Source organism: Paenibacillus sp. OK060 (assembly GCF_900101205.1).
Taxonomy (GTDB): Bacteria; Bacillota; Bacilli; order Paenibacillales; family Paenibacillaceae; genus Paenibacillus; species Paenibacillus marchantiae.
The window spans coordinates 1-12,972 of the sequence record NZ_FNFR01000003.1 but is presented as its reverse complement, the minus strand read 5'-3'; the positions used below and the strand labels follow the sequence as shown (position 1 = coordinate 12,972).

The 12,972-nt window shown below is 46.4% G+C and carries 9 protein-coding genes and 1 rRNA gene; 9 read left to right on the top strand and 1 reads right to left on the bottom strand.

From position 1 onward, the window contains the following. Positions 1 to 31: 31 nt before the first annotated feature. From galU to ligA, 8 genes are all read left to right on the top strand, one after another. Complete coding sequence (gene galU, locus BLS14_RS11945) at positions 32 to 910, top strand: UTP--glucose-1-phosphate uridylyltransferase GalU (RefSeq protein WP_063568272.1); 879 nt, start codon at positions 32 to 34, stop codon at positions 908 to 910. A gap of 183 nt (positions 911 to 1,093) precedes the next feature. After that, the gene (rfbC, locus tag BLS14_RS11940) at positions 1,094 to 1,642 is read left to right on the top strand and encodes a dTDP-4-dehydrorhamnose 3,5-epimerase (RefSeq protein ID WP_064641968.1); all 549 of its coding nucleotides are present in this window, start codon (positions 1,094 to 1,096) and stop codon (positions 1,640 to 1,642) included. A 55-nt stretch (positions 1,643 to 1,697) separates the two neighbouring features. Then, on the top strand, positions 1,698 to 2,723 hold the full coding sequence (rfbB, locus tag BLS14_RS11935; protein ID WP_090951810.1) for a dTDP-glucose 4,6-dehydratase: 1,026 nt from the start codon (positions 1,698 to 1,700) through the stop codon (positions 2,721 to 2,723). After that, on the top strand, positions 2,720 to 3,601 hold the full coding sequence (gene rfbD, locus BLS14_RS11930; protein WP_072733561.1) for a dTDP-4-dehydrorhamnose reductase: 882 nt from the start codon (positions 2,720 to 2,722) through the stop codon (positions 3,599 to 3,601). Before rfbB ends, rfbD begins: the two co-directional genes overlap by 4 nt. Positions 3,602 to 3,791: 190 nt before the next feature. Then, entirely contained in the window at positions 3,792 to 4,667 is an 876-nt protein-coding gene (locus tag BLS14_RS11925) for a phosphatidylinositol-specific phospholipase C/glycerophosphodiester phosphodiesterase family protein (protein WP_072733560.1), read from the top strand. A gap of 288 nt (positions 4,668 to 4,955) precedes the next feature. Beyond that, positions 4,956 to 5,642: a heptaprenylglyceryl phosphate synthase gene (locus BLS14_RS11920; protein WP_371121635.1), complete on the top strand. Its 687-nt coding sequence runs from the start codon at positions 4,956 to 4,958 to the stop codon at positions 5,640 to 5,642. A gap of 427 nt (positions 5,643 to 6,069) precedes the next feature. Continuing rightward, complete coding sequence (pcrA, locus tag BLS14_RS11915) at positions 6,070 to 8,433, top strand: DNA helicase PcrA (RefSeq protein ID WP_090811933.1); 2,364 nt, start codon at positions 6,070 to 6,072, stop codon at positions 8,431 to 8,433. A gap of 81 nt (positions 8,434 to 8,514) precedes the next feature. Continuing rightward, positions 8,515 to 10,533, top strand: a complete 2,019-nt coding sequence (gene ligA, locus BLS14_RS11910; RefSeq protein WP_090951804.1) for an NAD-dependent DNA ligase LigA — start codon at positions 8,515 to 8,517, stop codon at positions 10,531 to 10,533. A gap of 152 nt (positions 10,534 to 10,685) precedes the next feature. On the opposite strand, the gene BLS14_RS11905 is transcribed toward ligA, so the two are convergent. Then, positions 10,686 to 12,038 (bottom strand): molybdopterin-dependent oxidoreductase, encoded by a 1,353-nt coding sequence (locus BLS14_RS11905; protein WP_072733556.1) that lies wholly within the window; start codon positions 12,036 to 12,038, stop codon positions 10,686 to 10,688. Positions 12,039 to 12,784: 746 nt separating this feature from the next. Between BLS14_RS11905 and BLS14_RS11900 the strand changes: the two genes are divergently transcribed. Next, positions 12,785 to 12,972: ribosomal RNA gene (locus BLS14_RS11900) — 16S ribosomal RNA — on the top strand; the annotation flags it as partial.

The window sequence follows — 12,972 nt, the reverse complement described above, 5'->3', positions numbered from 1 at the left end:
TTATTTCTCCACCAGAAGGAGCGGATCTAGCGTGCGTATTCGCAAAGCAATCATTCCAGCGGCCGGGCTCGGTACCCGGTTTCTGCCTGCAACGAAGGCGATGCCCAAGGAAATGCTGCCCATCGTTGATAAACCAACGATCCAGTACATTATTGAAGAAGCCGTGGCTTCAGGCATTGAGGATATCATTATCGTAACAGGTAAAGGTAAACGGGCCATCGAGGATCATTTTGACTATTCATTCGAATTGGAACAGAATCTGGCTGGTAAACAGAAGTGGGATCTGCTGAATGAAGTTCGCAAGCCCTCCGAGATGGCAGACATCCATTATATCCGTCAAAAGGAACCAAAGGGTCTTGGGCACGCCATCTGGTGTGCCCGCAAGTTTATCGGAAACGAACCATTTGCCGTGCTACTGGGGGATGACATCGTGGAATCCAATCATCCTTGTCTTCAGCAGATGATCGAAGTTTATGATGAATTGCAATCTCCGATCGTAGGTGTGCAGCCTGTTGATTGGAGCGAAGTGTCACGTTACGGGATTGTGGACGGGGAATTGGTATCTCGCACCGAAGATCGTGTGTACCGTGCGCGTCGTTTGATCGAGAAACCGAAGACGGAAGAATCACCTTCCAATTTGGCGATTATGGGACGTTATATTCTGACGCCGGATATCTTCGATATTCTTGGTCAGCAGTCTGCTGGCGTGGGCGGAGAAATCCAGTTAACGGATGCCTTGTCCCGTCTGAATGACCAACGACAGATTCTCGCCTATCATTTTGACGGTCTGCGTCATGATGTTGGGGAGAAGCTTGGTTTTATTGAAACCACGATTCATTATGCCCTTCAGCGCCCGGATTTGCGGGAGGATTTGTTGAAGTATTTGGAGCATATAGTACAGAACAAATAGAGAAATCGCTATGATCAAGCCCAGCCGAAAGTAAAACACCGGCTGGGTTTTAATTATTTTATGGAACAACGTATTGAAATATCATGATTTAACCAGGCCAATGAACGATCACTTGCCCGATGCTTTACATATACATAGATTAATATGAAGAAATGCTGTTAATAGCAATAACGGAGGGATAACATGAAGGTGATTCCGCTGTTTATGGATGGCGCAGCTATATTGGAACCTAAGGTTTATGGCGATCATCGGGGATATTTCATGGAAAGTTATAATGAGCGTGTTCTGTATGAAAATGGTATACATCATGTGTTTGTTCAGGACAATCAATCCCTGTCCGCCGAAGCTGGAGTTCTTCGCGGACTTCATTACCAGCTTCAGCCCAGAGCACAGACCAAGTTGGTCAGAGTAATATCCGGAGCCATCTATGATGTTATTGTAGATATTCGTACGACTTCACCAACCTTTGGACAGTGGAAAAGTGTCATTCTTAGTGAGTATAATCAGCGGCAGTTGCTTGTCCCCCAAGGTTTCGCTCATGGATTCTGTACACTGGTGCCACATACACAGGTGACATACAAGGTGGATGCATACTATTCGCCTGAACATGACCGGGGTATTTTGTGGAACGATCCAGCGCTCGGAATTGATTGGCCTGTGTCGGATCCCATTCTCTCCGAGAAAGATCAGAAGCACCCTTTACTTCAAGGGGCGGAACTGAATTTTGGCTAACTAAAACAAGCTTCTCGGATCGAACATTATCTGGGGGCAGAAGGAGAGAGATAACATGAAACTGCTCGTTACTGGAGGGGCTGGATTTATTGGCAGCAACTTTGTGATGTATATGCTTCGTGAGCATCCTGATTATGAAATTGTTAACGTGGATTCCTTAACGTATGCGGGCAACCTTGAGAATTTGCAATCCGTAGAATCGAATTCTCAATATACGTTTATCCGAGCGGATATCACTGACGTTCAGCAAATGGAACAAATTATATCCCAAGGGATCGATGTAATCGTCAATTTTGCGGCTGAGTCTCATGTGGATCGCAGCATTCTGTCCCCCGATATTTTTGTGCGTACCAATGTACTCGGAACTCAGGTGTTGCTGGATGCGGCGAAAAAATATCAAGTTACCAAATATGTTCAGGTGTCTACGGATGAAGTATATGGCTCACTTGGTCCAACAGGTTTGTTTACAGAAGAGACACCATTGATGCCGAACAGTCCATACTCTGCCAGTAAAGCGGGTGGGGATTTGCTTGTCAAAGCGTATCATGAAACCTTTGGTTTGCCTGTAAACATTACACGTTGTTCGAACAATTATGGACCTTTCCAATTTCCAGAGAAACTTATACCGCTTATTATATCTCGTGCATTAAATGATGAGGCTATTCCTGTCTATGGCGATGGGCTTAATATTCGTGATTGGCTCTATGTAGAAGATCACTGTAGTGCTATCGACCTGGTCATTCATAATGGCAAGATTGGAGAGGTATATAACATCGGGGGAAATAATGAACGTACCAATATATATATTGTTGAAAAGATTCTAGAACAACTAGGCAAACCTGCAAGTTTGATTCAATATGTACAGGATCGACTAGGCCACGACCGACGTTATGGGATTGACCCGACCAAATTGCATACTGAGCTTGGCTGGAAGCCCGTGCACAATTTTGAGACAGGGATCAAGGAAACCATCCAGTGGTATCTGAATCATCAGGAATGGTGGACACGAATTCAATCAGGTACGTATCAAGATTATGTAAAACTTCAGTATGGTGATCGAATGGGTGATCCTACAAAATGAAGTATAGAGTAATGGTGACGGGGGCTGCGGGACAGCTCGGATACGATGTTGTAAAGATATTTCGAGCTGGTGGTCATGATGTCATGGCCTGTGACAGGGACCAATTGGACATTACCGATCAACAGCAATGCAGAGAAACCATTAACGCTTTCCAGCCTCACATCATCGTTCATTGTGCTGCCTATACAGCCGTTGATAAGGCCGAGACAGATGAGGATATGGCGTACACAGTCAATGTAACAGGCACTAGAAATATAGCCGTTGCTGCAGAGAAAGTGAAAGCCAAACTGATTTATATTAGTACCGACTACGTATTTGATGGCACGGCAACGAGGCCTTATCAGGAATTTGATTTGACGAATCCGCAGACCGTGTATGGCAAGTCAAAGCTTGCCGGAGAGAGACTGGTCGAGAGTCTCTGCACGCGATGGTTTATTATACGAACATCATGGGTGTTTGGAGTACACGGCAGTAATTTTGTCAAAACCATGTTGGAACTTCTGGAGAAGCGTCCCCGACTTCAGGTCGTTCATGATCAACAAGGGTCGCCCACATATACTGTGGATTTAGCCAGACTCGTGAGTGAACTTTCATTAACTGAGAAATATGGTATCTACCATGCCTCTAATTCTGGAATGTGCACCTGGTATGAATTTGCACAGGCCATTGCAGAAGAAGCATCCAAGCAATCCGGATTCAAACTGAGTGCTGTTCTCGAGCCTTGTACCACCGGGCAATTCCCACGTCCTGCTCCTCGACCTCAATATTCCGTAATGGATCATCTCGCTATTCGTACAAACGGTCTGCCACCCATGAGAGCTTGGCGCGAAGCTTTGATCGCATTTCTGAATGAATTGAGTGTGCAACAAACCGAATAGATGGTGCTTCTTATCCATCCGAAATACTGCATCCCTAGATTTAACAGCCGCCTTCGGGCGGCTTTTTGTTTTACACCTCTCCAATCAGGGTAGTTAGCTATCAAAAAGGAAAAACCGCACATGCTTCGTCATATCATCTTATTCGTACTCTTTTTCTTCCCTACCACCCTGATAAGGATGTGAACGCCATATGAAACGAATTGCCGCCGTCATTACACTACTCATCGTAACCGTGGGCACACTCTTTTTTGCCTATGACAGTCAGAGCGAGGAGCAGCACGATGGGTTTACGGCCTATCGACTGATTGCTCATGCCATGGGCAGTATCCGTGAACAGCCTTACACCAACGCCTATGAGGCGATGATTGCCAATTATGAGAAGGGCACACGCGTGTTTGAGATTGACTTTATGCTGACCTCGGACCGCAAAGCAGTAGCCAGACATGAATGGACCGCCAACATGAGCAAAATGCTGGGACAGGACGAGGAGTTACCCGAAGACAAACAGGCTGGAGCATTGACACATGATGAATTTATGAATACCCCTATTCTGGGCATGTACCAACCGATGGATGCCGACGGCATTATGGATGTATTAGCCAAGTACCCGGATATGTATATCGTGACCGATACCAAAGAACAGAAGGACGAGGATATTCAGCAGGTGCTAAAATCACTCGTGGACGCAGCCAAGAAACATGACCCTTCAATTCTTAATCGGGTTGTAGTACAGATCTATAACGAGCCGATGCTCGAAACCGTGAAAGAAATCTACGCGTTTCCTTCTATTATTTATACCCTTTATGCTACGCAGGATACTGAAGCTCAGGTGGTTGATTTTGTACAAAAGAATGACATCGATGCCGTAACCATGCCGGAATATAAAGTAAACCAGAATTTCGTGGCCAAGCTGAAGCAGGCAGGAGCCGTCACCTACGTTCATACCATTAATGACACCGATCAGGTAGCAAACTATGAGAAATGGGGCGTGTACGGCGTGTATTCGGATGTATTAACCGAGCAGGAACTGGATGAGATGAACACACGTTTTGCCTGGAAACCTTGAGTATAAAATTATGATTCAGAGGTTGCGGTATTCCTACTTGAGACTTTGGATCCAACTCTACTCAAGATATTGATGTTCGAAGTGGCAGCAGGCGCTGGCTTAAATTCTGTAGCATCACATCCCTGCCATCTAAAATTACAGGCTTCTCCTGCAATTCCAGGGAAAAGTCTGTGATTTTTTGTTCCCCTTTTTATACGAACATTGACACTCACTCCCTGCTGACTTAGACTTAGTTTACAAGCTTTTTAGGATGCAGAAGAACCTCTGGAGGAATGTTCGTTGATAGACATGATTAAGCAGTGGAGACATGTATTTAAGCTAGACCCGGACCGGGAAATAACGGATGAAGCACTTGACCTGATCTGCATGTCGGGTACCGATGCCATTATTGTTGGTGGGTCTTCGGGAATTACCTATGACAACACGGTTGACCTGATGTCCAGAGTACGTCGCTACGAGCTGCCCTGCGTGCTAGAAGTATCCGAGCTGGAGGCAGTTGTGCCTGGTTTTGACGGATATCTGATTCCGATGGTGCTGAATGCAACGGATAGCAAATGGATGATCGGACAGCACCAGCAAGCCATCGAGCGTTACGGTTACTTGATCCCATGGGATCTGCTTATTGCAGAAGGTTATATTGTCCTCAATGCCGACTCCACTGTTGCCCGAATGACGGGAGCGGATACGGAATTAACGACGGATGCTGCGGTTGCTTACGCCCAGGCTGCGGAACGTCTGCTAAACCTGCCTATCGTATATATGGAGTACAGCGGAACGTTTGGAGATATGGAGCTGGTTGGAGAGACACACAGACAACTCACCAAGGCGCATCTTATCTACGGCGGCGGGATTGATAGTCCGGAGAAAGCTGGACAAGCTGCACAGGTCGCAGACACCGTTGTGGTTGGAAACATTGTGTACAGTGATTTGCACAAGGCGTTGGAGACTGTCCAAGCTGTGAAACAATCCGTTTAATCGGTTTAGTTTACCATTCCCCCAATTTCCCCTCTTGATCTGTTAAAATAGAACTTCGGCTTTGCTAAATAGAACAAGTTACATGAGCGCAATGTCGTTTACACAAGAACGTAGACTGCAATGGAGAAGCGGAGCGTTCTCACTTTTTCAACAACTGAAAGAACTGAAAGATAGTAATTGCAGTTCAATTGTAATTTCAACTACTCTTAAATATAAGCTAAACTAATTTTTACACGAGAACGAAGAGGACAGAAATAAGCTGGAGAAACGAAGTGCTCGCATTTATTACCGGATTTTCACTTTGAAAAAAGTAGATCAAAAAATCCGGGAATAACGGCGATCGGAAGATTATTCTGTCATCGTAGTGACGAGTGTAACCCTTAGTACTACTTATATCGATTTCAACCAATGAAAGGAGCATGCATGCATGCAACCTGTAAATATACATGATGCCGTAGCACGGCTTAACACCCCCCAACGGCAAGCCGTCGAGGCGACGGATGGACCGCTATTGATTATGGCTGGAGCGGGCAGTGGCAAGACCCGTGTGCTAACACACCGGATTGCCTATCTTATTGCAACGCGAAAAGCACCCCCTTGGGGCATTTTGGCTATTACGTTTACGAACAAAGCAGCACGCGAGATGCAAGACCGGGTATCCCAACTGGTTGGCAGCTCTCAGGGTCGTGACATCTGGGTATCAACGTTTCACTCCATGTGTGTGCGTATTCTGCGCCGTGACATTGAACGCATCGGCTTTACCTCCAATTTCAGCATTTTGGACTCATCTGACCAATTATCTGTCATTCGTAGTTGTATGAAAGACCAGAACATCGACACCAAGAAATTTGAGCCAAAAGCCGTTCAATCGATGATGAGTACCGCGAAGAATGAATTGATCAGTCCGGAGCAATATGAGAAGCAGGCTGCTGACTATTTTGAAGGCATTGTGGCGAAGGTATATAAGATGTATCAGAAACGGCTCAGAGCCAACAACTCGCTCGATTTTGATGATCTCATCATGGCGACTATTCAACTTTTCAAAGAGGTACCGGAAGTTCTCGACTTTTACCAAAAGAAATTCCAGTACATTCACGTGGATGAGTACCAGGATACCAACCGTGCGCAGTACATGCTTTGCCGTATGCTTGCTGATAGTCATCACCGCATTTGCGTCGTAGGGGATAGTGACCAATCAATTTATCGCTGGCGTGGAGCGGATATCAGCAACATCCTGAATTTTGAGAAAGACTACCCTGAAGCCAATACGATTTTGCTCGAGCAAAACTATCGTTCCACTTCGAATATCCTGAATGCAGCTAATGAGGTAATCGGCCTGAATACTGGGCGCAAACCGAAGAAACTGTGGACGGACAAAGAGGGTGGCTCAAAGATCAAGGTGTACCGTGCGGATTCCGAACATGATGAGGGGTATTTTGTAACCTCCGAGATTAGTAAAAATGTGAAGAACGGCAAATCCTATCAGAACCATGCCATTTTGTACCGTACCAACGCCCAGTCCCGGGTTATAGAGGAAATTCTGATTAAGTCTGATATTCCGTATCAGATCGTTGGCGGCATCAAGTTCTATGATCGTAAAGAGATCAAGGACATTCTGGCGTATCTGCGCCTGCTTTCGAACCCCGATGATGACATCAGCCTTACCCGGATTATTAATGTACCAAAACGCAGCATTGGTGATACAACGGTAGCGAAGCTGGCAGCTGCAGCAGGAGAACGGGGGATTTCAATATACCGTGTGCTTCAGGTTGTGGACGATCTCGGTTTTGCCGGTCGAACGCGGAATGCGCTGGTGGAGTTCTATGATATGATCGCCGCGCTGCATCAGATGGTAGAGTATCTGTCTGTGACTGAATTGACCGAGAAGATTCTCGAGATGAGCCAGTACCGACTTGAGATGCAAAATGAAAACACACTCGAATCCCGTGCACGGTTGGAGAACATTGATGAGTTCCTGTCCGTAACTATGGAATTTGAGAAAAATAATGAAGACAAAACGCTCGTTTCGTTCCTCACCGATCTCGCACTGATTGCGGATATCGACAGTATGAACGATGATGAAGAGGATCAGAGTGACGCAGTTACCCTGATGACGATGCACAGTGCCAAAGGTCTGGAATTCCCTGTCGTCTTTATCGTTGGTATGGAGGAAGGAGTTTTCCCACACAGCCGGGCCTTTATGGATAACGAGGAGCTGGAGGAAGAACGCAGACTGGCTTATGTGGGCATTACGCGTGCGGAAGAACAACTCTTCCTGTCTTGCGCGCAAATGAGGACCTTGTTCGGACGCACAACGGCGAACCCGCCTTCGCGCTTCCTGGATGAAATTCCGGATGAGCTAAAAGAAGATACTTCGATGGCTCGTGACCGCTACCGTCGTGGTAGCAGCGCAGGTGGATCATATGGTGGCCGTGGACTTGGTGCCAGTGGAGGAAGCAATTTTGGTGGCGGAGCAAGCAAGCTGTTTGATCGTCAGAGCCAAAGCGGTTCTTCCGCTTCGTCAGTTACTTCCTCACGGGTTACCATGAGTACGTCGTCCAGTACATCCAGCACGCCTGCCCCGTCGTCGGCATCTAAACCGGTCGCTGCCGGAGCTGGTTCTGACGGATTCAAAGCCGGAGATAAAGTACAACACGGCAAATGGGGAACAGGTACCATTGTTGGGGTGAAAGGCTCGGGTAATGACACAGAGCTTCAGATCGCATTCCCGGCCCCGGTTGGCCTAAAACGTCTGCTTGCAGGCTTTGCCCCAATCACCAAAGTGGAATAGAAATTCATGAACGAACTTAGAGATTGCTCTAACGTTCGTTCTACATAGATCCAAATTATAATAACGGAGGGATGGCCCTGTATGGACCCGATGCACCGGATGGAGCAACTCGTTACCGAGCTAAACCAGCATAATTATCAGTACTACACGATGGATCAGCCGCAGATCAGCGACAAGGAGTATGATCTTCTGTACGACGAACTGGTTACGCTGGAACAGGAGAGTGGCATGGTTTTGCCTGATTCTCCGACACAGCGTGTGGGTGGTGAACTGCTCAAAGGGTTTACACCGCATCGCCATTTATCCTCATTGTGGAGCTTGGACAAAGCCCAGAATATAGAGCAGCTGCGAAACTGGAATACTCGCGTGCTCAAGCTGGTCAATGACTACAACACCAAAAATCCGGACAATCTGTTGCCCGAACCTGGCTATGTGATTGAACTGAAGTTTGACGGTTTGACCCTGAATCTAACGTACACAAACGGTGAGTTGGTTCAAGCCTCTACGCGTGGAAACGGAGCTGTAGGGGAGGGCATTTTGGCTCAGGTTAGAACCATTAAATCTGTTCCGCTTAAAATCCCGTATACAGGTGGCACAATTGAAGTCCAGGGTGAAGGCATCATGAACCTGTCTGTATTGAATCGTTATAATGAAACGGCAGCAGAGCCGCTCAAAAATGCCCGGAATGCCGCAGCAGGAGCACTGCGCAACCTTAATCCGAAGACTACCGCTGAGCGACGGTTGAACGCCTATTTCTATAATGTAGGTTATTCGGATGATATTCAGTTTGCTAACCATCAGGAGATGATGGACTTTCTCCGTGAGAATCGATTCAAAGTCAATCCGTCCATTACGTATTTCCATGAGTTTGATGATGTGATGGAGCAGTTGGCTGCGATACAGGAGAGCCGTGGTCAACTAGACTACCTGATCGATGGAGCTGTTATCAAAATCACAGACATGCGCACCCGTGAAGCACTGGGTTACACGGATAAATTCCCGCGTTGGGCGGTAGCGTACAAATTCGAGGCGGAAGAGACCACAACCGTTCTGAACTCTGTAGTCTGGAATGTGGGTCGTACCGGCAAAGTAACTCCACTTGCTCGAGTTGAACCGGTTGAGCTAGCTGGGGTAACGGTACAGAACTGCACGTTGAATAACGTAGGTGACATTGAGCGGAAAAATCTGAAGTTTGCCTTGGGTACACGTGTCTTTATCCGTCGTTCCAATGATGTTATTCCTGAGATACTGGGTAAAGTGACTGAAGAGAGTGACGGCGAGGAAATCGTGTTTCCTGAGCAATGTCCGGCATGTGGATTCCCGCTGGAACAGCGTGGAGCGCATTTATTCTGTAACAACAAGCTGGCGTGCAAACCGCAGACGGTGGCCCGGATTTCTCATTTTGCTTCCCGTGATGCTATGGACATTGAGACATTCAGCGAGAAAACGGCGATTCAGCTGTACGATGAATTGAACGTGCGTGAGCCTGCTGACCTGTATACATTGCAATTCGATGATTTGGTGAAGCTGGAGCGGTTTGGTGAAAAGAAAGCGAACAACCTTATTGCTGCACTGGAGCAGAGCAAGGATCGTGACCTCGCTTCGTTCCTATATTCACTGGGTATTCCGAATACAGGTAAATCAACTACACGTATGCTGGCTGATCATTACCGCGACCTGCATGCCATTATGAATGCAACGGCAGAGGAACTCGTTGAACTACCTGATGTAGGTGGTATTGTAGCTGAGAGCATTGTGACTTTCTTTGCAGACCCGTTTACAAAGGCAGCTATCGAGAAGATGCTGAATTTAGGCGTGAAAGCTCAGGCGCCTGAGGCACCAGCAGCGATTGTGGAAGATTCCTTCTTCAGTGGCAAAACGGTCGTGCTGACCGGAACGCTGCATCAACTTACGCGGGAAGAGGCAACGCAACGACTCGAAGCACTTGGAGCGAAGGTAACGGGTAGTGTCTCCAAAAAGACAGACCTCGTTATTGCCGGAGAGAAGGCAGGTTCTAAACTGACCAAAGCTCATGATCTCGGCATTCCTACCATTGAGGATGAGGACGAACTTGTACGTCTTTTAAATCAAGAGGGATAGATTCTGAATGTGGAGTAGGCTTTGATTAAATCGGAGCGTAACTCGAATAAGGTATAGATAACTTAAAGACCCCTGTACCACGAATAAGTGGAACGGGGGTCTTTTGTTTGCACATTTATTTAAACTCAACTGTATATCGGCAGTAACTCAAATCAGGAACGCGCCTGAGAAGCACCAGTAAGCCATGCATCCTTGTCATAACCTCGTTCTTCCCAGTAGCCGATATGTTCGCTGTCAATCAGTTCAATACGATTCAGCCACTTGACAGACTTATAGGCATACATCTGGGGAATGACCAAGCGTACCGGACCGCCCAAATCTGCCGGGATCGGTTTGCCGTCATGCATGACAGCTACCATAATATCATCCATCTGTGCCTGATCCATCGTTATCGCATCCGTATATACACCGTCCCCGGAGTAGAACTTGACGCTGTGCGCTTCGGGTTTTACGCCTGCTTGGGTCAAAAGTTGCTTAAGAGATATTCCCTCCCAAGTATTCTTATATACAGACCAGCCTGTAACGCAGTGAAAGTCGCTGACCTGAACGGTACGTGCAAGTTTCACGAACTGCTCCCAGTTCCATACCTGTGCCCGTTCAACAAGCCCATCAATCCGGAATGACCAGTTTGCATTGGAAAAGGAAGGTATCGGTGTAACCGTGTATACGCGAAAATGACCTTCAGCTCCGCCTCCGACGGGCGGTGAGGAAGCTGGCAGCGCTTGTGGCAAAGGCACCATGTGATTGGGGTCGTTCTCCAGCATGCTATCAATACTATTGTCTAGTTTGAGGTTTCGTCCAACCCATGATATAAAAGTAGGCCCCAAAGTCACAGCTAGGCCCACGCCTACAGCAGAACGAATAAATGCCCGCCGTGTATACACGGGTTGAGGTTTCTCTGGTTGATGGAGAGGACTCTCCTTAATGGTACGTATAGATTCGGTAGAAACTACCGCTGCTGGCGTTGTATATTCATCAGGAGCATCAGTTGAATGCACCCTATTTCTACCCTCTGCTACAACTGTCGTTGCTTTTACTGCACGGCGTGCAGGATCTTTTAACCATCTCGTTCGTGTAATGGAGTGGTAGATGATATAAGGCAGGCCCACCCAAGTCAGCAAATCATGAACCAGAAGCGCGGCATTCGACCATCTCGGCCCAGCGAGCTTGAACTGCCATAACACTATACCTGATAACAGCCACCCTACCAGCAGTGCAAGAACAACGATTGTATTTGCTCTCTGCCATGGCCTATTGCGAAGTTGTTTCCAGTGCTTTCCGGCCAAAAGTAAGTAATACACCACAGGTGCTAGCATAGCTAGACCGACGACAATATGTAGCCACTTTAACCATACGCGTCCAATCCCGAGTAACTCACGCCAGAAACCACCGACCAACATAAGACCTGATACCGCGAGGATGACAACAATCCAGGCATTCCAGGCATGAATGGAAACGAGCTTTTTACCATAACCCTTTCGAATGTTCTTCAGCCATTGCTTCATATGCTTTCACCCCATATAGGTTATTCATCAGAACATCCTCGATATAAATGAAGCCGATTGTGATTAGAGAGCGGTTCTGAATTTAGTATTATTGTGTACTGTGTCAGTGATTACTTGAACGGGAGTATCATATTCATTCCTTATTCTATATTATATATACCTTATTATAGAGCGTTTTGGATCACTTGTATCAAAAGGTGAAGGGAAACACTTCTAATATAAAAGTATCCTCTAATTGGTTATCTAATACTATTGGTTCAAAAGTAGATGTACCCTTTCTGTTTTAAGTAAATAGAATTCATTTTTCAGTAACTCGAAGTATCTGTATGTAAATAGAGTTGATCCATCCGGATTCATATAATCTGTCGATTGATGTAGTTGAGAGTTTCGTTAGATAGCGGGAGTTGTGGATTATAAATCATTTATATAAAGGTTATTAAAAAGTGCTTGCTAAATAAATTAGATCATGATATATTATTTCTTGTCGCCTCAAGCGAATGATTGTCGAAACGCTTTGAACGCTGACGAAAAAAAGAGTTGACAGTTAGTTAGTCGACATGATAAGATAAGATTCCTGTCCGGTTGACAAGCATTAACACAAACGGACAACAAGTTCCTTGAAAACTGAACAAATGGATAGTAACTTTTGATTCATAATGAATCGTCAGTTTCAAAATGAGCTTATCGCTCTTTTCAATACCACCGATGATTTTCATAGCGTCTAACCACGCTGCTGAAATTCATCTTTATTGGAGAGTTTGATCCTGGCTCAGGACGAACGCTGGCGGCATGCCTAATACATGCAAGTCGAGCGGACTTGAAGAGAAGCTTGCTTCTCGGATGGTTAGCGGCGGACGGGTGAGTAACACGTAGGCAACCTGCCCTCAAGTTTGGGACAACTACCGGAAACGGTAGCTAATACCGAATAGTTGTT

Coding starts and splice junctions, on each gene's coding strand:
- rfbB (WP_090951810.1), top strand. CDS start 1,698: ATGAAACTGCTCGTTACTGGAGGGGCTGGATTTATTGGCAGCAACTTT.
- pcrA (WP_090811933.1), top strand. CDS start 6,070: ATGCAACCTGTAAATATACATGATGCCGTAGCACGGCTTAACACCCCC.
- rfbD (WP_072733561.1), top strand. CDS start 2,720: ATGAAGTATAGAGTAATGGTGACGGGGGCTGCGGGACAGCTCGGATAC.
- ligA (WP_090951804.1), top strand. CDS start 8,515: ATGGACCCGATGCACCGGATGGAGCAACTCGTTACCGAGCTAAACCAG.
- rfbC (WP_064641968.1), top strand. CDS start 1,094: ATGAAGGTGATTCCGCTGTTTATGGATGGCGCAGCTATATTGGAACCT.
- BLS14_RS11925 (WP_072733560.1), top strand. CDS start 3,792: ATGAAACGAATTGCCGCCGTCATTACACTACTCATCGTAACCGTGGGC.
- BLS14_RS11920 (WP_371121635.1), top strand. CDS start 4,956: ATGATTAAGCAGTGGAGACATGTATTTAAGCTAGACCCGGACCGGGAA.
- BLS14_RS11905 (WP_072733556.1), bottom strand. CDS start 12,038: ATGAAGCAATGGCTGAAGAACATTCGAAAGGGTTATGGTAAAAAGCTC.